General features: G+C 52.7%; 20 protein-coding genes. 11 read left to right on the forward strand and 9 right to left on the reverse strand.

Annotated features, from left to right (window positions below):
* Positions 1-58: 58 nt before the first annotated feature.
* Complete coding sequence (locus tag F0P93_RS26620; RefSeq protein ID WP_150880762.1) at positions 59-2,677, forward strand: PQQ-dependent sugar dehydrogenase; 2,619 nt, start codon at positions 59-61, stop codon at positions 2,675-2,677.
* Here F0P93_RS26620 and F0P93_RS26625 read toward each other — a convergent pair.
* The 8 genes from F0P93_RS26625 to F0P93_RS26660 form a co-directional block, all read right to left on the reverse strand.
* Positions 2,658-4,940 (reverse strand): FdhF/YdeP family oxidoreductase, encoded by a 2,283-nt coding sequence (locus tag F0P93_RS26625; protein WP_150880763.1) that lies wholly within the window; start codon positions 4,938-4,940, stop codon positions 2,658-2,660. The genes F0P93_RS26620 and F0P93_RS26625 overlap by 20 nt on opposite strands.
* A 58-nt stretch (positions 4,941-4,998) precedes the next feature.
* Complete coding sequence (locus F0P93_RS26630; protein WP_225309655.1) at positions 4,999-5,655, reverse strand: SCO family protein; 657 nt, start codon at positions 5,653-5,655, stop codon at positions 4,999-5,001.
* A complete protein-coding gene (locus F0P93_RS26635; protein ID WP_150880765.1) occupies positions 5,627-6,211 on the reverse strand; it encodes a toxin-antitoxin system YwqK family antitoxin in 585 nt (194 codons plus the stop codon). The genes F0P93_RS26630 and F0P93_RS26635 overlap by 29 nt, the downstream gene beginning before the upstream one ends.
* Positions 6,183-6,977 (reverse strand): YHYH protein, encoded by a 795-nt coding sequence (locus F0P93_RS26640; protein ID WP_150880766.1) that lies wholly within the window; start codon positions 6,975-6,977, stop codon positions 6,183-6,185. The genes F0P93_RS26635 and F0P93_RS26640 overlap by 29 nt, the downstream gene beginning before the upstream one ends.
* A 49-nt stretch (positions 6,978-7,026) precedes the next feature.
* Positions 7,027-7,548, reverse strand: coding sequence for a Spy/CpxP family protein refolding chaperone (locus F0P93_RS26645; protein ID WP_150880767.1), 522 nt, complete (start codon positions 7,546-7,548; stop codon positions 7,027-7,029).
* Between the two features lie 3 nt (positions 7,549-7,551).
* Positions 7,552-7,851 (reverse strand): hypothetical protein, encoded by a 300-nt coding sequence (locus F0P93_RS26650; protein ID WP_225309656.1) that lies wholly within the window; start codon positions 7,849-7,851, stop codon positions 7,552-7,554.
* A 100-nt stretch (positions 7,852-7,951) separates the two neighbouring features.
* Positions 7,952-8,548, reverse strand: coding sequence for an RNA polymerase sigma factor (locus tag F0P93_RS26655; protein WP_150880768.1), 597 nt, complete (start codon positions 8,546-8,548; stop codon positions 7,952-7,954).
* Positions 8,549-8,572: 24 nt separating this feature from the next.
* Positions 8,573-9,304 carry a LytR/AlgR family response regulator transcription factor gene (locus tag F0P93_RS26660; RefSeq protein WP_150880769.1) on the reverse strand — a complete coding sequence of 244 codons (732 nt, stop codon included), beginning with the start codon at positions 9,302-9,304 and terminating at the stop codon, positions 8,573-8,575.
* 124 nt (positions 9,305-9,428) lie between these two features.
* Here F0P93_RS26660 and F0P93_RS26665 point away from each other — a divergent pair, with 124 nt between their 5' ends.
* The 6 genes from F0P93_RS26665 to F0P93_RS26690 are packed head-to-tail and all read left to right on the forward strand — an operon-like array spanning position 9,429 to position 16,227.
* Complete coding sequence (locus tag F0P93_RS26665; RefSeq protein WP_150880770.1) at positions 9,429-9,671, forward strand: PqqD family protein; 243 nt, start codon at positions 9,429-9,431, stop codon at positions 9,669-9,671.
* Positions 9,668-10,741: an ATP-grasp domain-containing protein gene (locus tag F0P93_RS26670; RefSeq protein ID WP_150880771.1), complete on the forward strand. Its 1,074-nt coding sequence runs from the start codon at positions 9,668-9,670 to the stop codon at positions 10,739-10,741. The genes F0P93_RS26665 and F0P93_RS26670 overlap by 4 nt, the downstream gene beginning before the upstream one ends.
* A 26-nt stretch (positions 10,742-10,767) precedes the next feature.
* Positions 10,768-12,135: a type III PLP-dependent enzyme domain-containing protein gene (locus F0P93_RS26675; protein ID WP_150880772.1), complete on the forward strand. Its 1,368-nt coding sequence runs from the start codon at positions 10,768-10,770 to the stop codon at positions 12,133-12,135.
* A 22-nt stretch (positions 12,136-12,157) separates the two neighbouring features.
* Positions 12,158-14,365, forward strand: a complete 2,208-nt coding sequence (locus tag F0P93_RS26680) for an urea transporter (RefSeq protein WP_150880774.1) — start codon at positions 12,158-12,160, stop codon at positions 14,363-14,365.
* Complete coding sequence (locus tag F0P93_RS26685; RefSeq protein ID WP_150880776.1) at positions 14,362-15,591, forward strand: hypothetical protein; 1,230 nt, start codon at positions 14,362-14,364, stop codon at positions 15,589-15,591. The genes F0P93_RS26680 and F0P93_RS26685 overlap by 4 nt, the downstream gene beginning before the upstream one ends.
* 24 nt (positions 15,592-15,615) lie before the next feature.
* Positions 15,616-16,227, forward strand: a complete 612-nt coding sequence (locus F0P93_RS26690; RefSeq protein ID WP_150880778.1) for a tetratricopeptide repeat protein — start codon at positions 15,616-15,618, stop codon at positions 16,225-16,227.
* A gap of 68 nt (positions 16,228-16,295) precedes the next feature.
* Here the strand turns inward: F0P93_RS26690 and fdhD are convergent, their stop codons facing one another.
* Complete coding sequence (fdhD, locus tag F0P93_RS26695) at positions 16,296-17,129, reverse strand: formate dehydrogenase accessory sulfurtransferase FdhD (protein ID WP_150880779.1); 834 nt, start codon at positions 17,127-17,129, stop codon at positions 16,296-16,298.
* Positions 17,130-17,385: 256 nt separating this feature from the next.
* Between fdhD and F0P93_RS26700 the strand changes: the two genes are divergently transcribed.
* From F0P93_RS26700 to F0P93_RS26715, 4 genes are all read left to right on the forward strand, one after another.
* Positions 17,386-19,521 (forward strand): bifunctional aldolase/short-chain dehydrogenase, encoded by a 2,136-nt coding sequence (locus tag F0P93_RS26700; RefSeq protein WP_150880781.1) that lies wholly within the window; start codon positions 17,386-17,388, stop codon positions 19,519-19,521.
* A 120-nt stretch (positions 19,522-19,641) separates the two neighbouring features.
* Complete coding sequence (locus tag F0P93_RS26705) at positions 19,642-20,916, forward strand: sugar isomerase (RefSeq protein ID WP_150880782.1); 1,275 nt, start codon at positions 19,642-19,644, stop codon at positions 20,914-20,916.
* A gap of 101 nt (positions 20,917-21,017) precedes the next feature.
* Positions 21,018-22,415: an FGGY-family carbohydrate kinase gene (locus F0P93_RS26710; protein ID WP_150880784.1), complete on the forward strand. Its 1,398-nt coding sequence runs from the start codon at positions 21,018-21,020 to the stop codon at positions 22,413-22,415.
* A 13-nt stretch (positions 22,416-22,428) separates the two neighbouring features.
* Entirely contained in the window at positions 22,429-23,004 is a 576-nt protein-coding gene (locus F0P93_RS26715) for a Crp/Fnr family transcriptional regulator (RefSeq protein ID WP_150880786.1), read from the forward strand.
* The last annotated feature ends 6 nt before the right edge of the window (positions 23,005-23,010 follow it).

Genomic DNA, 23,010 nt, shown 5'->3' on the forward strand with positions numbered 1-23,010 from the left:
TCCAAAACAAAACCGGATTGAATTACATTTGACTAAATGAGTCGTCCCTAAACACGCTATGAAAATAGTCCGTCTTTTTTTGCCACTGATCCTCGTTGGTATACTTTCGGCTGCTTTTCGGCAGGACCGCCCGACCGAAGCACCCGACGAACACCGGTTTCGGAAAGTGGAACTCACCGGCAACCTCCGCGATCTGGTCGAACTGGACATTGCCCCGAATGGCGATGTGTACTACATCGGCCACCGCGGTGAACTGTATGTCCACCGGATTGCGACCAAAGAAAACAAACTGCTTGGAAAAATCGATCCGCAGCCATCGGAAGCCACGCTGCAATCCATTGCCCTCGATCCGGGATTTATGCAAAACCGGCACCTGTATTTGTACTATGCCCCGAAAACCCGCCAGAACGTCAACGTGCTGTCGCGCTTCACGCTCCGGGGTGATTCACTCGATCTGAGTTCGGAGAAGATGATGCTGGAAGTACCCGATTCGTGGGAATGCTGCCACTCGGGCGGGGGCATGACGTTCGATCGACACGGAAATCTGTACCTGACCACCGGCGACAACACCAATCCGTTCGGCACCAATTTTGCCCCGCTCGACGAACGGCCCGGCCGGGAAATCTTCGATGCCCAGCGTTCGGCGGGCAACACGCACGATTTGCGCGGGAAGATTCTCCGGATTCACCCCGAACCCGACGGCACTTACACCATTCCGAAGGGCAATCTGTTTGCCGATTCCAAAGACACCTTAACCCGGCCCGAAATTTACGTCATGGGCTGCCGGAATCCGTTTAAAGTGACGGTCGATCAGGACACGGATTTTGTGTACTGGAGCGAAATCGGCCCCGATGCCAGCGACACCGAATCGCGCGGCCCCCGGGGCTACGATGAACTGAATCAGGCCCGCAAAGCCGGTAACCACGGCTGGCCGTTTTTCATCGGCAACAACGAACCCTATGCCAAGGTGGATTTTACGACAGATTCCGTCCTGTTTCAGTTCGATCCGCAGCATCCCATCAACACCTCGGTGAACAACACCGGTTTACGGGATTTGCCCCCGGCCCAACCGGCTTTTCTGGCGTATCCCTACGACGTGTCGACCGAACACCCGGAATTAGGCTCCGGTGGGCGAACGCTGGTGGCCGGACCGATTTACTATTTTGACCCGAAAAACCCCTCCCCCATTAAATTCCCGGCCTATTTCGACCGCAAACTGTTTCTGGGCGAATGGATGCGGAACTGGATGAAAACCGTGTCGTTCGATGACCAGAAAAACCTGAAAGCCATCGAATCGTTCATGCCTTCCACGGCTTTTCGCAAGCCGATTGCCATGCGATTCGGCCCGGATGGCGCTTTGTATCTTATCGAATTTGGAGCCTTGTGGGGTGGAAACAGCGATTCGCGCCTGGTCCGGATTGAATACATTGCCGGAAACCGTCCGCCGGTGGCGAAGCTGGAAAAAACGACCGAAGCTGGGGCCGTACCGTTGCCGGTTCAGTTTTCGGCCAAAAACTCGCTGGACTACGACAAAGACGACCAACTCACCTACCGCTGGTTCATCAACGGAAAACCGCTTAGCCAGACGACCGCCGACCTTTCCTACACGTTTCGGAAACCGGGCAATTACCGTGTCAAACTGGTGGTCAGCGACCGGGCGGGGCTGCGTTCGGCGACAGAAACCGTGGTGAATGCGGGCAACAATCCGCCCAAAGTAACGATTGAACTGGCCGAACCGGGGCGGCTGTATGGCCCGGCGGTTTCGTACCGGACAAAGGTGGAGGATGCCGAAGATGGCCGCGTCGATCCGGCCCGAATTCAGGTGAAACTGACGTATCTGCCTACCCGAAAAACCGTTTCACTTTCGGAGAAAGGCGAACTGACATTGCCTAACCAACGCGGTTACACCTGGATCGAGGAGAACGACTGCAAAGCCTGCCACGCGCTGAACGACAAATCCGTCGGGCCGAGTTTTCGGGAGATTGCCGTGAAGTACCAGCCGAAAAAAACCGATCCGGCGCTCATCGAGCAACTCAGTAAAAAGATTCTGAAAGGCGGTTCCGGCGTGTGGGGGCCAACCAACATGAGCGCTCACCCGCAGCTTTCGGATGAGGTAACGTCGGAAATGGTGCGCTATATCCTGTCGTTGTCAGACGAAAAAACCGAGAAAAAAGTACCCGCCGAAGGTAAATTTTCTACCGACCCGGCCGCTCACGGCACGTATGTGCTGACGGCCACCTACACCGACAAAGGGAATAAAACCGCCCGACCGCTGACCCGCCAGTCGACGGTGGTGCTGCGCCCACCCGTGCTGACGGCCCAGGATTTTGATGCACATTACGAGCTTCAGCGCAGTGACATTCTGTACGACATTCACAAAGCGGGCTGGGTGATGATGCGCCAGTTCAACCTCACCGGTATTCGCGCCGTCGACTTCACCCTCGCGACCGAAACCAAAGGCACCAGCATCGAAGTTCGGCTCGACAGCCCTGCCGGTGAATTGGTGGGCGAAATGGATGCGCCCGCAACCGGAAAGCGGAGAGTGTGGGTCGAGAAAACCCTACCCATCAAACCGGTGACGGGTGAACACGACGTCTACATTGTTTTCCGGAACCGCCTGACGGTCATTGACCTGATGGAAGTCAAAGACGTTCGGTTCAGGAAGGATATACCGTAATCACAATCGACTTCGAGGTGGGCGTCAGGCTCCCTTCGGCAAACTGATCGATGGGCAGCAGCACGTTGGTTTCCGGGAAATAAGCCGCCGTGCAGCCGCGCGGAATGTTGTAGGGAACCACGATAAACCGCTCGGCGGTGCGGATTTTTCCGTCATACCGGCTTTGCAGATTCACCACCTGCTGCGGTTTCAGGCCCCGACTTGCGATGTCGTCGGCGTGCATAAACACCACCCGCCGTTCGTCGTAAATGCCCCGGTAACGGTCATCCCGGCCATACACCGTCGTGTTGAACTGATCGTGGCTGCGGATCGTCATCAGCAGCAGTTCGTCGGGTTGCAAGGCGATCTGGCTGGGGACATTGATCGAAAAGTGCGCCTTGCCGTCTTTGGTCGGAAATTTCCGTTCGCGGGGGCCGTTGGGCAGGTAAAAACCGCCCGGTTTTCGAACACGCTCGTTGTAGTTGTCAAAACCGGGAACGACTTGCTCGATCAGGTCGCGGATGTAATCATAATTGGTAATCGCCTTGTCCCAATCGACGGTGTTCGGACGATTTTGGAAAACCGCTTTGGCCAGTTCAGCCACAATCGCCGGTTCGCTTTTCAGGTGTTTCGAAACCGGTTCCAGGGTGCCGTGTGATTGTTGAACCACGCCGGTGGTGGCTTCGGTTGTCACAAACTGATCGCCCGAAGCCTGCGCATCCCGGTCGGAACGCGCCAGACAAGGCAGAATCAAGGCCGTTTCGCCATGAACCAGGTGGCTGCGGTTCAGCTTGGTAGACACCTGAACGGTGAGTTGGCAGCGTTGCAGGGCCTCGGCAGTGTAGTTCGTATCGGAAACCGCCATCAGGAAATTGCCCCCCATTCCGAAAAACACTTTGGCGTCTCCTTCGTGCATGGCTTTCACGGCTTCGACGACACTAAAACCGTGTTCGCGTGGGGGTTCGAATCCAAAGACGGTTTTCAGTTGGTCCAGAAACTCCGGTTTTGGTCGTTCCCAGATGCCCATCGTCCGGTCGCCCTGCACGTTGCTGTGCCCGCGAATGGGAGCCGCCCCTCCGCCTTCGATGCCAATGCTGCCCTTGAGCAACAGCACATTGATCACTTCGTTGATGGTCTGAACAGAATTGCGGTGTTGCGTCAACCCCATCGCCCAGCAAATGATGATCTTCTTTTTGTGTTTGAGCAGATCGACCGTCTGCTGAACTTCCGCCAGCGACAATCCGGTTTGGCCCACCAGTTCGCTCAGGTCATAGTGTTCCAAACTACTGATAAACTCCTGGTAATCTGCCGTATATTCCTCAATGAAAGCGTGATCAATGACTTTGCCCGGTGTTTTCTTTTCCTCTTCCAGCAACAGTTTACAGATGGCTTTCAGGAAAGCCAGGTCCGAGTTGATCCGGATTTGCAGGTAGAGATCGGTCAGTTTCTGTCCGCCCAGCACCATATCCCGCACACTCTGCGGAAACTGGAAGGCCAGCAAGCCGGTTTCCACCAGCGGATTGACGGCGATGATGGTGGCGCCATTGCGCTTGGCCTGTTCGAGGGGCGTCAACATGCGCGGGGCGTTGGTGCCGGGGTTCTGGCCCATGATCATGATTACCTCCGCTTTTTCAAAATCTTCATACACAATCGATGCCTTACCCAGCCCGAGGGTTTCGGCCAGCGCAACGGAGGTCGATTCGTGGCACATGTTGGAGCAATCCGGCAGGTTGTTGGTGCCATATTGCCGGACAAACAACTGGTACAGAAAAGCCGCTTCGTTGCTGGTTCGGCCCGACGTATAAAAAACCGCTTCGTCCGGCGAACCGAGCGCATTGAGGTGGTCGGCAATGAGTTGAAAAGCATCGTTCCAGGCGATGGGTTCGTAGTGCGTCTGCCCTTTCCGAATCACCAGCGGCTGCGTCAACCGCCCCTGCTGTCCGAGCCAGAAATCATCTTTTTGCAGTAAGTCCGCCACCGAATACCGCTGAAACAGAACCGGCGACGCCGTGTGTTTCGTCATCACTTCATCGGCGACGGCTTTGGCACCACTTTCGCAATATTCCGCAATCGATGAGCGGTTGTCGTCGGGATCGGGCCAGGCGCAACTCGGGCAATCGTAGCCGTCTTTCTGGTTGAGCTGATACAGCGCTTTCCAGCCGCGCACCAGTTCCGTCTGGCGGAACACGTGTCGAAACGATTCGGTTACAGCGGTCAGACCGGCGGCTGTTTCTTTCGGTTTGGTAATTTTTAAATGGGTTAAGGTATCAGGAGCAAGTTTCATAACGGGCTTTCTTTACGGTAGCGTAAAAACAAAAGTACGATTCCGGTGAAACTTTCATTCAACGCTCTTGCTGCAAAGTCTTTATATCGGCAATGAGTTGCTGTATTTCAAGTTCAAGGGTTCCATTATAAATGCCGCGGATGCGTTTTTGTTTATCGACCAGTAAAAAATGTTCGGTGTGCAGAAATTCGGTGCTGTCTTTATTATACCCCAATTCTTCTTCGGCGAAGTAGGATTGCCGGGCCAATTGGTAAATCTCGGATTTTCGGCCCGTCAGTAAATGCCAGTTTTCCGATTGGATATCGTTGGCCTGGCTATACTTCTTCAGCCGCGCTACACTGTCGATCCAGGGCGTCACGCTGTAGGAAAGCAAAACCAGCTTTTTGTCATTCGGGAACGCCTTCTCGACCAGCTTCAGGTGTTTGGTCATCGTAGGGCAGATGACTCCGCAGGAAGAAAAGAAAAAATCGGCAACGTGAATTTTGCCTTCAATATCGCTCTGGCTGATGGTCGCGCCATTCTGATCGCGGAACGAAAAATCACCGATGGTGTGCGGGATTTTTTCGGCCACACGGTCAGCCGTTCCAATAAATACCGGGGTAAAATCCGGGGTGTTGTAATACGGCAAACTGTGGCTGGTTTCTGACGGGTGACAGCCAAAACAGACCGCCAGAAACAGCCAGAAACTAGTTCTTAAATACGCTGTCGGCCACATTGACGCAGTTTTTTGTTCCCAGTAACCCATACCTTCTTCCTTCGCTGATGATGTAATTGGCTTTTACTTTACCGTTGTCATAAAACGCTTTTTGACGCCCCTCTTCGTAACCCTGTTTATACGTCATTTCTTTCAGGAGCAATCCCGACTCCGACCATTCTTTACAAACCCCGTGGTATTCGCCATTTTCAAAATGGTAGTCCAGTTTTTTACGGCCGTTGGACCACCAGGCGACATAGTCCCCTGTTTTTTTTCCGTTTCTGAAAAACCGTCTTTCCATCAATTTTCCGGACTCATAAAACCGTTTCCATTCGCCGTGTTCGACGCCATTCCGGAAACCGACAATTTCCGCCGTGTCTTTTTTGTTCGCCCACAAGGTGTAGACGATGCCGGTAAACGGTCGGTTGTCGGCGAAAGCCACGCCATTTTGCGCCTGAATTTTTACGTCCGCAGCGTTAACGACCGGCATCTGTTCCGACTCGTTTGAGTCGGAACACGCAACCAGCAGGGCCAGAAGTGCCAGAATTTTATTTGGAAAATGTACCCGCCGTGCCATAATAGCCACTTCCGTTGATGTATGGGTCCGACGCCGTGATGTGGTAATGGTAAATACCGTTGGGATAATCAGCCGTTGCGTGCGCGTGGCCGTGATACGCATCCAACGACGAACTGACGACCAAAGCACCATTCTCTTCCGGCCCGTAAACCGGAAAACCGTCCAGCAAAAAGCCCAGCAGGGACGATTTGGTTGCCTTGACGGTGGTTAGGTATTTCGGTTCGACGTGGTAGTGGTATTCGCTCGTGGGAGCCGGGTGGCCCCACCACTGATCGAAAGAGACAATTTCGCCGGAGAGCGGCTGGTTGGGACCGGCGTATTGATTAAAAAAAGGAACCCCATTGAGCGAAACACCGATAGCGCCCAGGTTGGTGGCAGAGTGCGTGGACGCCACTTTCGGATTCAGCGGTATCTTAAACGTAAAATTCTGCGTCGCAATGGAGTTGGGGTTTTTGGAAAACGTGTTATCGCCGAAGGTTTTGCCCGAAAAAGTTTCGTACAAACTGTTCGTGGTGGCATAATAAATACTTTTGTGGTCGGGCGTTCCGGTGGTTTTGATAGTTACATACGTTCCGTCGGTCGTGATGCTGGTGGCCCCATAAATTTTTTTATACACATCCGGAACGCCAGAACCAACGGTGGTCGTCGTGCTGCCGGTGCCGGTTGTTGTGCCCGTAGAAGGCGACGCTTCGTCTTCCGTATTATGGCAGGCGGAAAGGGTAAGGCCCAGGGCCGAGAAAAAAGCGCAGAACAGGAGTCGGTTCATGGTGGTTGGTGGTTAATTTCACCGTTAGACGATGCCACCAACGGAATTCCTACGGCCTGTGCGGAAAATTTTCTGGCGGCCCTCCGGCACCCGGCCGGGGTGGTTGAGGCCGACCGAACAAACCGGACAAATCGGCTGCCAACGCCCGAAAATCGGCTTGCTGATCGGGGCGACACAAGGCTTTGATTTGCTCAAAATGCCGGAAATTTAATTCCGCCTGTGCTTTCTGGTTGTCGGCAATTTGTTGGCTCAAAGCCGTTTGCCGGGCCAAATCGGTGGTTGTGGCTGCCAACAGACCGTAATACTGCTGGTGCAGTTGTTTCATCTGTTCAGCCAGCCTGTTTCCCTGTCTCCGGTGCTCTTCGATCAGTTTTTGGTAAGCCTGTTGCTGATTCGGATCGAAACGAAGCCGTGCGATGATGATTCGGGCGGGTTCTTCCCGACCGTGTGGGCCGTTTGGCCGACCGGAATGCGGACCACCGCCTGGGCTAAACACCAGAAAGCCAATGGTTGCCAGATTGAGCAGGATCAGTCCAACAACTGCAAAAGTCAGCAATTTTGTCCGCTCCATCTTTTAATAGAGTTGATTGCCTGTCGGGAAAAGATTCATCTCCGTGGCAACGTTGGTTAAATCTGCGGATTGGGAGGTCGCAGCATTTGACGGCCAATCAACCACCCGCCAGTTGAGCAGGATCAGCAAGGCGAAAGTAGCGACGGTCAGCCACACGGTTATGGGCGAGACATACACCGGCGGGGCACCCGATGGTAGCCGATTACGGATTTTGGCAAACAGAAAAGCACCAGGTTCCGCCCGCTGCATTCCATCCGTACTGTTCAGTATATCGTTAATCCATTGTTCTTTTTTTGGTTCCATAGCGGTTGAGACGACAAGTGTAACCGATTCCTGCGGGTTACGATAAAGATTTGTTACTTAACTTATTTTGCATCAATAGTGCCAACGAATCGGGTTGAATTTAACCGCCCTCCTGTACGGATTTGTAAACGCGGGCCAACTGTTTCTTCAGATTTTCGGTTGCCCGCTGCAAAAGCGATTCCACCGCCCCCACGCTGGCGGCCAGGATGGCTGCGGTTTCGATGTTACTCAGCCCTTCCACTTTTGTGAGCAGGTAAGCGGTTTTTTGCTTGTCGGGCAGGGTATCGATGGCCCGGAAAAGCCGGGCCGCGTTCTCCTGGTTTTCGAGCGCAATACCGGGATGAAAAAAGTCGGTGGGATGGTGCAGCACTTCGCCCGATTGGGTATCGAACAGGCTCGTAAAGAAAGCAAAGCGTTTTTGCCGTTTCCGGTGTTTCAGAAAATCGAGCGACTTATTGACCGCAATGCGGTATAGCCACGTCGTTACGCTGGCATCGCCTTTGAACGTATGAGACGAAAGAAATACTTCCAGAAATACATCCTGCATAATTTCTTCGGCGTCTTCGCGGTTGCGCACATAGCCCAGCACCAGGTTATACACCCGGTTTTTAGTCTGTTCATAAAAGCGCCGGAAATCCGTTTCGTTGCCTTCCCGAATGCCCTGAATCGCTAAAAATAGATCCTGTCCTTCGTTCATTCCTGGCTGCTATCCAAGGTATTGTTATAAGAGCCCCACCTGTTCAATCAATTCCAGAAAAGGTTTCTTTTGACTTTTGCTGATCGGTAGTTGATGGTTTCCAACCGATACTACATTGTTCTGGATAAAATTGATTTTATACAGATTGACGAGGTATGAACGATGAATTCGCAGGAACTGCTGGGTAGGCAGGACCTCCATAAGCCGGGAAAATGACTGTAATACAACATATTTGGCTGTATCCGTATAGATTCGGAGGTATTCGCCCAACCCTTCGACAAACAGAATATCGTCGAAATTAAGTCGAACCAGTTTATAATCCGATTTGACAAAGATAAAAGGCATCTGAAGCCGGTGGCGCTGACTAGCACCCAGGCTCATCGTATTTTTTGCCAATAGCTGCCCAATCTGCTGGCTCAGGTGTTTCGGCTGGATTTCGCTGGACAAAAAACCGGATGCCCCCAATACGAAGGCATCGGCGGCTACGGCCCGATTGGAACTGCATACGAGAAAGGGAGGGCAGAAATCCAGCTTCTGGATAAACAAGAAATCGTTGATTTCCAGTTGGCTGACCACCAGAAATGCCAGATGATAATCGTCTTCCCGGAGCCGCTGTTCCAATTGCCCTATTTCGCTGACAACCCGAATCAGCGGTTTCTCCGACAAACCGGGCAGCCCATGTTTGAGCCAGCGACCAGCGTCAAAAGTGTCTTCATAAATCAGACAATGGAGAGATTCAAAGGCGTTGGTCGTCATATTCCGTTAGCTGAAACGATAGGTCCGTTTACTGAACAATTCGGTGTTTTGGTTGAATCGTCCGAAGGCTTTCTCTATTAGACGTCGTCTTTACTGCAGATGTCACTTAAATGCCAACTTCTTTATGAAACTCAAAAAAAGCGTTGCCATTAGCGAAAATGGCTTTGTTTTTAACGCGTCGCGGGGGGATTCGTTCTCGACAAACCCGACTGGCACCCAGATTCTTAACTGGCTCCGGGAAGGCCAAACGGATACTGAAATGAAGGCGCTGCTTTTGAAAAAATACGAAATCGACGAAGCGACCTGTGAGAAAGACCTGTATGACTTCATCAAAATGCTGAACCAACAAAACCTGATCGAAGCATGAAAAAGATACCCCTCACCATCGCGGTCACGGGCCTGAACAATTCCGACAATCCCGGCCCCGGCATTCCCGTCATCCGCAGTCTGCGCGAAAGCCGTCACCTCGCCGTCCGGATTATCGGGCTCTCTTACGAAAACCTCGAACCAGGCATTTACATGGACGGCATGGTTGACATGGTTTACGCCATTCCGTATCCGTCGCTGGGCCACGAGACCCTGCTCGCGCGGCTGGTCTACATCCACGAACAGGAACAACTTGATTTGATTATCCCCAATTTTGATGCGGAATTGTTCAGTTTTATCAAAATCAGCGATCGGCTGACGCGGATGGGCATACGGACTTTGCTGCCCACGCAGGAGCAGTTCGATGCCCGGCTCAAAGGTAAACTGGTTGAATTTGGCGAACGCTTTCACATCGACGTTCCGAAAAGCTTGACGGTTTTCAACACCGACGAACTGGCGCTGGCACTCAGTGAATTTAGCTACCCGGTGGTGGTCAAAGGCAAATTTTACGAAGCCTACGTCGCCCAAACTGCCGAACAGGCCCAGGGTTACTTCCATAAACTGGCGACCAAATGGGGCACCCCGATCATTCTCCAGCAATTCATAAAAGGCCAGGAGTACAACATCACCGCCCTCGGCGACGGAAAAGGGCGGCTTATGGGCGCCGTAGCGATGCGAAAAACCTATATAACGTCCACGGGCAAAGGATGGGCCGGTGTTTCGATCGACGATGAAAACCTGCTTGACATGGCCCGTGGGGTGGTTACGCAAACCCGCTGGGGTGGCGGTCTGGAGCTTGAACTGATGAAGGAAGACAGCACCGGCAACGTCTACCTGATCGAAATCAATCCCCGTTTTCCGGCCTGGGTTTATCTGGCAACGGCCTGCGGGCAAAACCACCCCGAAATGCTGGTGCGGCTGGCCCTGGATCAGGACGTGGCCCCGCAGCAAGACTATGAAGCGGGCAAAATGTTCGTTCGATATTCCTGGGATATGATTTGCGACCTGAGCCGCTTTCAGGAAATCGCCACCACGGGCGAAGTGGCCATCCATCCGCTGGAACTGGCGTAAACCATTCACTCAATCACTCACTAAAAATGGAAACCTCGCAGAAATTAAAATACGAACGCCCGGTCATTAAGCAACTTAATGCGGGTATTACCAATAAATTCGGAGCCCAAACCGGCTTTATTCCCCATACACACATCGATGGTCTGGCCGTGAAAGACCTGACGGCCCGGTTCGGCTCTCCGCTGTTTGTGATTTCAGAACGCACCATCCGCCAGACGTATCAGGAAGCTTACAATGCGTTCGCCAACCGCTATCCGAATGTGCAGTTTGCCTGGTCCTATAAGACCAATTACATGAACGCCGTTTGCCGCGTTTTTCACCAGGAAGGTTCCTGGGCCGAAGTGGTATCGCGCTTTGAATATGAAAAAGCACTGGGCAACGGCGTGCCCGGCGACAAGATCCTATTTAACGGTCCCGACAAAACCGCTGACGACCACCGAGTGGCGGTGCTGAATAATTCGCCGATCCACATTGACCATTTCGACGAATTGTACGGATTAATCGAGGTCAGTACCAAACTTGGCAAACGTCCGAAAGTAGCAATCCGTGTGAACATGGACACGGGCGTACTGCCCATGTGGGATCGCTTCGGCTTTAACTACGAAAATGGCCAGGCGTGGGATGCCATTACCAAAATCATCCAGACCGACAAAATGGACCTGGTGGGCTTGCATTGCCACATTGGCACTTTTATGCTGACCACCAGCGCCTATGCGGTAGCGGCTTCGAAAATGGCCGACCTCGCCCTGAATATCAAACGGCAGTTCGGTTTAGACATTCAGTACCTCGACATGGGCGGTGGATTTGCCTCGAAAAATACGCTGAAAGGCGCTTATCTGAGCGGAACCGACATTACCCCCTCTTTTCACGACTATGCCGAACAGATCTGCACAACGCTCATTAAAGCCGGTTTTCGGTCGGAAGAACTGCCATTGCTGATTCTGGAAACGGGCCGGGCTTTAATCGACGATGCGGGCTATCTGCTCGGTACTGTACTGGCCAACAAGCGGTTGTCGGACGGTCGGCGGGCTACCATCATGGATTTTGGGGTCAATTTGCTCTTTACGTCATTCTGGTATGAACACGCCGTTTCGCCCGCCCAGGATTGCAGTCAGTATGCCGAAGATGCGGTTTTGTATGGGCCACTTTGCATGAACATCGACGTTGTGCGCGAGAATGTCAAACTCCCACCCCTGAACAAAGGCGATCAGATGGTTGTACACCGGGTCGGGGCCTATAACATGACGCAGTGGATGCAGTTTATCGCCCTTCGCCCCAACATCGTGCTCATCGATCAGGACGGCCAGCCACACCTCATCCGCAAACACGAAACGGTGGCAGACCTCACCCAGTTGGAATCGACCCCAACCCACCTGGAATCACTCGATTTATAGGTTCTTTCAATCCTTTTTATCTATGAAAAATACCGTCAAAACCCTCTTTACGGGGGTCCTGAATAGCTATGCGCAATTGTTTTTTACGCAAAGCAAAGTAACGGGTGTGCTGGTGCTGCTGGCATCGTTCACAAACCCATCCGTGGGCCTGTGGGGGCTGACGGGGGCGGTAGTATGTAACCTCCTGGGGCTCTTGATCCGAACCCATCCGGCCCTGCTGAAACAGGGAATGATCGGCTACAATGGTGTGCTGGTTTCGCTGGGGCTGGCATCGACTCTTCAGGTAAACGGGGCTTTTCTTGGATTATTCGGGGTCGCTTGTCTGCTGACGGTAGGGCTTTCCATCGCCTTTTTTCATCAAATGAGCCAACTGAACCTCCCCTCACTGAGCATGGCCTTTGTGAGCGTTTACTGGATCGTCATGCTGGCCGTAACCGGTTTTTCGGAACTGCACCTCCAGCCGGTTTCTGCCGACCAGTCAGCCCGGTGGTACGGTTTTGTTCAATACGGGCCGCTGCCCGACTGGATACGGTTCTACCTGCAATCGCTGGGTGGTATTTTGTTTCAGGGTAATGTGGTGGCCGGCTTGCTGGTGGTCCTGGGCATTCTGTGGGCTTCCCGCATCAGTTTTACGTTATCGGTTTTGGGATTTCTGACGGGATACGGTTTTTTCAGCAGCCTCGGTGGTAACCCCGTTCACATCAGCGACCATTTTATCGGCTTCAATTTCGTCCTGACAGCCCTTGCACTGGGCGGATTTATGTACATTCCCAACTGGCGTACCTACGGGCTGGTTTTACTGGTAATGCCAGTGGTCGTGTTGTTGATCGTTGCAGGCACCAACCTGTTCGGCAAGGCGGATTTGCCCGTTTTGTCGCTGCCGTTTGTGATGATTGTCCCGCTGGTGATGTATGCTCTGCGCAAGGGTGGCCTGGTTCCGGAAATGGTGGAAGTGACCCATCAGCACGATGCACCGGAGATCAATCTGTATTCGTTTCGAAACTACCGGCAACGGTTCGGGAAATCGACCTACCTAGAAATCGGCCTGCCTTTTTTTGGAGAATGGACTGTTTATCAAGGCTATAACGGAAAACACACCCACAAAGACGCCTACCGATTTGCCTGGGACTTTGTGATCCGGGATGTCGCCGAAAAATCCTTCCGGACCACCGGCCTCACCCCCGACGATTACTATGGCTACAACATGCCGGTGGTAGCGCCGGCTTCGGGCTACGTCGTGACCATTGTAGACGGTATCGAAGACAACCCCATCGGCAACATGAACATGAAGGAAAACTGGGGCAACGCGATAGTCATCAAACACGCCGATTACCTGTATTCCAAGATTGCACACCTGAAAAAAGACAGTTTCACCGTGCGGCTGGGCGATTATGTACGCAAGGGCGATGTCGTTGGCATCCTGGGTAATTCGGGTCGGTCGCCAGAGCCACACATCCATTTTCAGGTGCAGGCAACACCCGACGTGGGCGCACCAACGATTCAGTATCCGATTACCTATTACCTGCTGAGAAACAATCCCGAAATCGGCCTGAAAAGTTACGATGTGCCGCAGGAGAACGAGACGATAGCCAACATCCGGACGACCCCGCTGCTCCGCGAAAGTTTCGGATTTGTGCCTGGACAGGTGCTGCAATTTCAGGGAGAATCGGAGACTGAACGCTTTGCAGAGGAATGGGTGGTGGGCACAACGAGCCTGAATCAAGCTTATCTGCACTGCGCTGTAACCGGTTCGACGGCTTTTTTTGTCAATGACGGAACGATGTTCTATTTTTCATCATACACGGGTCCGCGCCACACGCTCTTGTACTATTTCTACCTGGCTGCCTATAAAGTAATGCTGGGATTTTACAGGAATACCACAATCGACGATGAGATTCCACTCCATCAGATCGATCAGGGCCCGGGGCGTTTGGTGCAGGATTTTCTGGCTCCCTTTGCAATTTACCGCCATTACCCCTACCGGCTGATCTACGGACAGATGGATAATTACATCCGGCCGAAAATGATACAGATCCAATCTTCTGTAAAAAGGGAAGTACTGGGCAAGTCGGTGAAACTATACGATTTCGAGATGCTGCTCGAAAACAAAACCATTGCCCAATTCACCATTCGTCATCAGAACCGCACCCTGATTGTCCGCCAGATTTTGCCGTTTACCGATTCTACCGACGTTTTACCCGCTCCTGTTTTAATCGAGGAAACCGTATGAAAAAAGCCGCCGTGTTGATTATCACCATCCTCTTTGGGGTGGTGATACAGGATGGGTTTGCCCAGAACAAACCGGATTACCTCAGTATTGAAGCCCAGATACAGGAAACCTACGCACAACGAAACTGGTGGAAAGTACTGAAAATAAGCCAATTATCAATCAACAACCAAATCGACTATCTGGCGTTACGCCAGCGTGCCGGGATTGCCAGCTTTTTCCGGGGCGATTTCGGCCAAAGTATTGTGCATCTGAACGTAGCGCGTCAATTCAATCACCGCGATTCGGTTGCACAAGCTTATCTCTACTATAATTTGCTGTATGATGGTCGCCCTGCCGAAGCCGTAGCCCGTGCCGATGCGTTTCCGACGGTTTTGCAACAACGCCTGGGATTTCGCGCCCGCCAGTTCATTACCTCCCTGAACCTGGAAAGTGGAATCAAGGTCAGTTCGGTTCCAGATCAGGTCGGAAATGCCACGTATCTAACGGTTGGCCTGGAGCACCGCCTTAGTCCGTTTATGCACCTATACCAGTCGCTTAGTCGACTTTCGCAAGGCTACGGCACTGATATCCATCTCATTCAGCTCCAGTATTTTATTCGTACGGACCTGCGTCTATCACCCGGTTGGCTCGTTTCACCCGCCTTTCATCGGTTTTCGGTCACTGGTACCGGCACTACCATGACCGGCTTTCAACAGCGCGGAACGGTTTTTCACCTCAACCTGACCCGAAGCGGAAACGAATGGAAAGTATTTCCGTTGCTGACATATTCGCAAATCAGCAATGGCGGTAACCCATCACCTGATCAGGGACCACCACCAGGAGGGGGAATTCCGAACAAAGAAAGCCAATGGCAAATCGGGCTGGGCGGAGAATATGCCATTCATCGGGTACGGTTTCAAGGGAGTTATGAGCTTCAGAATAAATCGCTCACAAGCACCTGGGATCCACTCTGGAGCCTGAATGCGGTTTTTACGAGTTCGCCGAAGTTTAGCATCAAGACAGGCTACGGTTATTTCCAAACCACTAATTTTCTGGAATCGACCACGGCCATTTATAACAACGTACCCGACCCGACGCGCGATAAAACCACCCTGCTGTTCAACTTTGGTGTCGGCAAACGCACGTCATTTTATTTGCTCGGCCAATACGAACGGAAAGGATCGAATATCCTGAATCAAAATTACCACTACCTGACCGTTACGGGCGGTTTTACCATTCCATTTTAATCTCTGTTTAAATTACCTAACACGATGAAAACCACACAAAAAACTGCTGCCATCCTTGTTTTTTGGGCCATTTCTCTGGCATCACTACACGCCCAAACGCTAAATGCTTTCAAGGAAAGCTATACACTGGAAGCCAAAAAAGAGTATAAACAAGCCATCGCAGCTCTGAAGAAAACGAATGACAATTCGTATGAAATCAACCTGCGGCAAGGCTGGCTCCACTACCTCGCCGGTTTATTACCCGAATCTGTTACCTACTACGAAAAGGCAATCATGCAGCGACCAACTTCCATTGAAGCCCGGCTGGGCTACGCGCTACCGGCCTCAAGCCTTAACCACTGGGACCTGGTAACGGAACAATACCAGGCGGTATTAAAACTCGACCCTAACCATACCGTTACCAATTATCGAATGGGGCTGGTATTTTATTACCGCAAGGAATACAAAACCGCCGAGGTCTATTTTCAGAAGGTACTCAAACTGTATCCCTTCGATCATGACAGCCTGCTCATGCTGGGCTGGACCAAATACATGCTGGGACAAGCGAACGAAGCCCGCGGACTGTTTAACCGGGCTTTGCTCAATACGCCCACCGACTCCTCGGCTGTGCAGGGGCTGGCGGCCCTGAAGCAGTAGGTATCGCAATCATCAATGCCCACGGTTCTGACCGTGGGCTACCCAATCCAATTCATTCAATTTCAGGGCTATACAACATTCCTAACCGGCGTATAATTGTTAAACCGGTTTTCCCGGACAAAACCGAGCAGCGTCATCCCGGCTTCATTCGCCAGTTCCACGGCCAGGCTCGACGGGGCACCCACAGCCGCCAGCAGCGGAACACCCGCCATCCAGCATTTCTGCACCAGTTCGAACGCGACGCGCCCGCTGACCAGCACCCCAAACCGGCTCAACGGCAACCAGCCCTGCCAGAAAGCCGCACCGATGAGTTTGTCCAGCGCGTTGTGCCGCCCGATGTCTTCCCGAACCAGCAACAACTGCCCGGTTTCATCAAACAAAGCCGCTGCGTGTAGCCCCCCCGTATAGTCAAACGTCCGTTGGGCAGCCCGCAGTTTTTCCGGTAAGGTGTGGATGATTTCCGAATCGACCGCAAAATCGCCGGGAAGCGGTTTTTTACAAACGGTTTGAACGGCTTCAATCGACGCTTTTCCGCAAATCCCGCAACTGGAAGCCGTATAACTGTGCCGTTCGAGCCGGTGCCAGTCGATTTCCACGTCCGGTTGCAGTTCAACACGGAGAACATTGCCTTTTTTCTCCGAATTGGTGACGCAATGGCGAACGGAAATGATTTGGGAAGGCGTAGAAAGTATATTTTCAGTAAATAAAAAGCCCAGGGCCAGTTCTTCATCGTGGCCCGGCGTCCGCATCGTCACGGCCACGCTGCGCTGCTGGCGGTCGTCGGGCGGGCCAAACCCCAGGCGGATTTCCAGTGGTTCTTCCACTGCCAGCAAATCGCTGTGATCCTGAGGTTCATGGGCTTGGCTAATTTTCCGAATGGTTACGGGTGCGACGGTCAACATACAGTTTTTATATTCTTTATTAAAAAAACCCAATTAACAGAAAAGAGTTTAAACGCACTCAATTGGCGGATTGCCGTCCGAAAAGGGACAGATTGACAGACAGAAAATTCATTTTTCAGGCACAAAATAGGACAGTACATGAAAGTAAGCCTGTCGGAAGCCATTATCTTTGGGTATAATTTGGTTAAAACCGCTTTTTAGTACAGAATAAGGCTCTGAAGTTTCAATCGCGTCGGCGTTCCGACATCAATTCGATATGCTCAGTACGAACAAAACACGGCAGGCGAACGAGTTTCGTCATGTAAGCTACTTGTGGGACGAAGCCAAAGCCGCTCAACTGGCCGGTGACGAAGTAGCCCTCCTCATCTATCGTTCTAACCTTTTAGGTGCCGACCTCCGGCTGACCAACTACGGCGGAGGGAACACGTCCTGCAAAACAACGGCTAAAGACCCATTGACGGGCAAAGATACCGAAGTAATGTGGATCAAAGGTTCCGGGGGCGACCTCGGCACGTTGAAACGCAGCGGTTTGGCGGCTCTTTACGTCGACCGGCTGCGGAGTTTGGAAAACATCTACCGGGGAATCGAATTTGAAGATGAGATGGTCGAGCTATTCAACCACTGCATTTTCGATTTAGCCTCCAAAGCGCCGTCGATCGATACCCCCCTGCACGGTTTTCTGCCGTTTGCCCACATCGACCACCTACACCCGGATGCGGCCATCGCCATTGCGGCTGCCAAAGACGGCAAAAAAATTACGCAGGAACTGTTCGACGGCACCATTGGCTGGGTGGAATGGCAACGTCCCGGTTTTGACCTGGGCCTGAAAATGGCCGAATGTCTGGAGCAAAATCCGGGTATCCGGGGCATCATGCTGGGCTCACACGGTTTGTTCACCTGGGGTGATACGGCCTACGAAAGCTACATCAACACGCTGGAAGTCATTGAGAAATGTGCGGAATACCTGGAAGAAAACTACGGCAAAACCCGCCCGGTTTTCGGCGGTTCCAAACTGGAAAGCCTGGACAAAGACGCCCGTTTGAAACAAGCCGCCACACTGGCACCGGTTCTGCGCGGTTTCTGCTCAAACAACACGTCGATGGTCGGCCATTTTTCGGACGATGAACGCGTGCTGGAATTCATCAACTCCAACGACCTGGAGCGGCTGGCCCCACTGGGAACCTCCTGCCCCGACCACTTCCTGCGCACCAAAATCAGCCCGCTGGTGCTCGATCTGAAACCGGACGAGGACGTGACGGATGCCGCAGCGATTCAGGAAAAACTGGCTCCGGCGTACGAAGCCTACCGGGCGATGTACCAGGAATATTACGAAACGTGCAAACACCCGAACAGTCCGGGCATCCGTGATAAAAACCCGGTAGTTATTCTGTGGCCGGGGGTCGGAATGTTCGCTTTCGCCAAAGACAAGCAAACCGCCCGCGTCGCGGCTGAGTTTTATACCAACGCCATCAATGTGATGAAGGGGTCCGAAGCCATTTCGGAATACACCTCCCTGCCGCGTCAGGAAGCGTTTGACATTGAATACTGGCTGCTGGAAGAAGCAAAATTGCAACGGATGCCGAAGCCCAAACCGCTGTCGGGCAAAATTGCGCTGATCACGGGCAGTGCCGGTGGAATCGGAAAAGCCATTGCCAAGCGGTTTGTCGCCGAAGGCGCGGTGGTGGTTATCAACGACAACGATCCGGAACGGTTGAAAGGCGCGGATGAGGAATTCCGCCAGCAATACGGTCGCGATACGCACACCTCCGCAACCCTCGACGTAACCAGTGCCGAAACCATTAGCAAGGCCTTTGAAGCGGCTGCGCTGGCGTTTGGCGGGGTGGATATTGTCGTGAACTGCGCCGGTCTGTCGATCTCGAAACCGATTGAAGAGCACACCGAAAAAGACTGGGATCTGCTGTATGATGTCCTGGTAAAAGGCCAGTTTCTGGTCACCCAGAAGGGCGTTGAGATCATGCGGAAGCAGAAACTGGGGGGCGACGTCATTAACATTGCCAGCAAAAATGGTTTGGTTTCCGGGCCGAACAATGCGGGTTACGGTTCGGCCAAAGCCGCTCAATTGCACCTGAGCCGACTCAATGCCGCCGAACTGGGCAAAGACCACATTCGGGTCAATGTCGTGAATCCGGATGCGGTGATTTCCGACAGCAAAATCTGGGCGGGTGCCTGGGCCGAAGGCCGGGCGAAAGCCTACGGGGTGACGGTGGCCGAACTGCCAGCGTATTACGCCAAACGCACCTTGCTGAACGAAATCATTCTGCCGGACGACATTGCCAACGCCTGTTTCGCCTTCGTCGGCGGACTGTTGAGCAAATCCACCGGCAACGTCCTGAACGTGGATGGTGGTGTAGCGATGGCATTTGTTCGATAGAAAGCAGAAAGAAGTTATTTCGCAGAGTTTAGCAGAGTAAATCATAGGTACGCAGAGTTTTTTTCTCTGATAAACTCTTTTTAACTCCGCGAAATAACTCTTTTAAAATCCTAAATCCTTATGCAACTCGAAGCGTATAAAATAGCCGATCATAACCAGAAGGCACTGGAAGCGCACCAGCGTAAGCTATCCTACTGGACGGATGAAATCGCAAATGCCGAACCCATCATTCAGAAGCTGATCGATTTTCAGATTGCTATTCCGAGTTGGGCGCTCGGCACCGGCGGCACCCGGTTCGGGCGTTTTCCGGGCGGTGGAGAACCGCGTTCGCTGGAAGAAAAAATCGAGGACGTGGGCCTATTGCACGCCCTCAACCAATCGAGCGGGGCGATTTCGCTGCACATTCCGTGGGACATTCCGAAGGACGGCGAAGCCATCAAAAGTCTGGCGGCCAGTTTCGGCTTGCGGTTTGACGCCATGAACTCCAACACGTTTCAGGATCAGCCCAATCAGCAACACAGCTACAAATTTGGTTCCCTGCAACACGTCGACCGGGCGGTTCGGCAACAGGCCATCGACCACAACATCGACGTGATTAAACACGGCGTGGCACTGGGCTCCACCTCATTAACGGTTTGGCTATCCGACGGTTCCTGTTTTCCGGGACAGCTTAATTTCCGGAAAGCGTTTGAACGCACGCAGGAAAGTTTGCAGGAAATCTACGCAGCTTTGCCCGACGACTGGAAGGTCTTCGTCGAATACAAAGCGTTTGAACCCAATTTCTATTCGATGACCGTCGGCGACTGGGGTGCATCACTCCTATTTGCCAATAAACTTGGACCGAAAGCCTACACGCTGGTCGATCTGGGTCACCACCTGCCGAATGCCAACATCGAGCAAATCGTTTCATTGCTGTTGATGGAAGGCAAATTAGGCGGTTTTCACTTCAACGACTCCAAATACGGCGACGATGATTTGACGGTGGGTAGCATTCGACCGTATCAGTTATTTCTGATTTTCAACGAGTTGATCGAAGGCATGGATGCCAAGGGCATGAACCATGCGACCGATTTGGGTTGGATGATCGACGCCAGCCACAACGTCAAAGATCCGCTGGAAGATTTGCTGCAATCGGTCGAAGCCATTCAGCTAGCGTACGCGCAGGCACTGCTGGTCGACCGGTCGGCTTTGGAAGAAGCCCGCGACGCCAACGATGTGGTGAAGGCGCAGGAGATTTTGCAGGAAGCCTACCGCACCGATGTCCGGCCCCTGGTGGCCGAAGCCCGTCGGCGGGCCGGTGGCGCTTTGCAACCCCTGGCTCTCTTCCGACAATTGAACATTCGCCAGCAACTTATCGGCGAACGCGGCCTGAAAACCATCGCCACAGGACTTTAAATTCAATTGTGAATGAGTGAATGAGCGAATGAGTGAATAACCTGCCGGATTCATGGTACTTTATTCACTCATTCGCTCATTCACTCATTCACTCATTAAATATGAAAACGCCCGTTATTGCCATTTTCGACGTCGGGAAGACGAACAAGAAGCTATTTCTGTTTAACGAACGGTACGAAATCGTGTGGGAGCGATCGGAACCGTTTGACGAAATCGTGGACGACGATGGCGATCCGTGCGAAGACCTGACCCGACTCACAGGCTGGGTGCAGACCCTGTTGCGGGAAGTCTTGCAGTTACCTGAGTTTGACATCCGGGCGCTGAATTTTTCGACCTACGGAGCCAGTTTTGTCCATCTGGACGAGGAAAGCCGCCCCATCGGCTACCTTTATAATTACCTGAAACCGTATCCGGCCGCAATCCGGCAAAAGTTCTACAGCACGTACGGCGACGAAACGACGCTGGCGATGCAAACCGCTTCCCCGGCTTTGGACAGCCTGAATTCGGGCCTGATGCTGTACCGGATCAAGTACGACAAACCGAAGTTGTTCCGCCGGATCTGGTATTCGCTGCATTTACCCCAGTACCTGAGTTACCTGTTTACCGGACAGGTGCTGACAGACGTCACCAGCATCGGTTGCCACACGATGCTGTGGGATTTCAACAAAAATCAATACCACGACTGGGTCATTGCCGAGCAACTGGATAAACTTTTTGGCCCTATTTTCACATCGGACAGTGTGCTAAACGCCATCTGGCTGAACCATCCGCTCAAGGTCGGCGTCGGTTTGCACGACAGTTCGGCGGCTTTAATCCCCTATCTGGCCTCTTTTCAGGAACCGTTTGTGCTGATTTCGACCGGAACCTGGTCCATCAGCCTCAATCCGTTCAATACCATTCCATTGACGGCGGAGGAGTTGCAGTACGATTGCCTGTGTTACCTGCATTACCAGGGCCAGCCGATCAAGGCGTCGCGTCTGTTTGCGGGGTATGAACACGAACAGCAGACCAAACGAATTGCCGCCCATTTCCAGACACCGGTCGATCAGTACAAGCAGGTCGATTTTGATTCGGAACTGATTCAGTATTTGCGGGAATCGCGGCCCAATTCCGACAACCGGTTTGAGGGCGTCAAAGCCCCCCCGCTCCAGGAATCGTTGTTCCGCCACCGCGATTTGTCGGTTTTCCGGTCCTACGAAGAAGCTTATCACCAGTTGATGCTCGACATTGTGTCGCAACAGTTGATCTCCACCAACCTGGTGCTGGAAAACTCGCCCGTCAAGCGCATTTTTGTGGATGGTGGCTTCAGCAAAAACCCGATTTACATGAATTTGCTGGCATCGGCTTTTCCACAAATTGAAGTGTTTGCCGCTTCGATGGCGCAGGCGACGGCCCTGGGGTCGGCCCTGGCGATTCACCACCACTGGAATACCAAACCGCTGCCGGGTGATACCATCGAGCTGAAGCATTACTCGGCTACCGGCCGGTATGCGGTTTAGGCACTGTGGATTCTTGGAAACCTTAAAAGCCTTCCTGAACACCCTCACACCCCTTCGTCCTGAAACCTGGCAAAGGGTGGAACCGCTTTTTTCGGAAATCCGGTTGCCAAAAGGCCAGTTTTTTCTGGAAGAGGGACGCCAAGCCGCGCAGATTGGCTTTCTAACGGAAGGCATCATCCGGGCCTTTTACCGGAATCAGGACGGTACGGAATACAACAAGCATTTTTTTATCCCGAATTCCTTCGCGGGTGGTTATGCCTCGCTGATTACCGGCAAACCCAACCAGATCTGGCAGCAGGCCCTGACCAACTGCCGCTTGCTGGTTGCCGATTTTGCGGCCCTTTCGGCCCTTTATGACAGCGCTCCCGATCTCGAACGGGCGGCCCGGATGCTGGCGGAACGGTTTTTTGTTCAGAAAGAAGAACGGGAAATTGAACTTGTTTTGCTGGATGCCCAAACCCGCTATGCGCTCTTCCAGCAACACTATCCCGGCCTCGAACAACGCATTCCGCAATACCACATTGCTTCCTATCTGGGCGTCACCCCGACGCAGTTAAGCCGCATCCGGCGAAAAATAGCACAGCGCTGATTCCTT

The sequence above is a fragment of the Larkinella humicola genome, from assembly GCF_008727875.1.
Taxonomy (GTDB): Bacteria; Bacteroidota; Bacteroidia; order Cytophagales; family Spirosomataceae; genus Larkinella; species Larkinella humicola.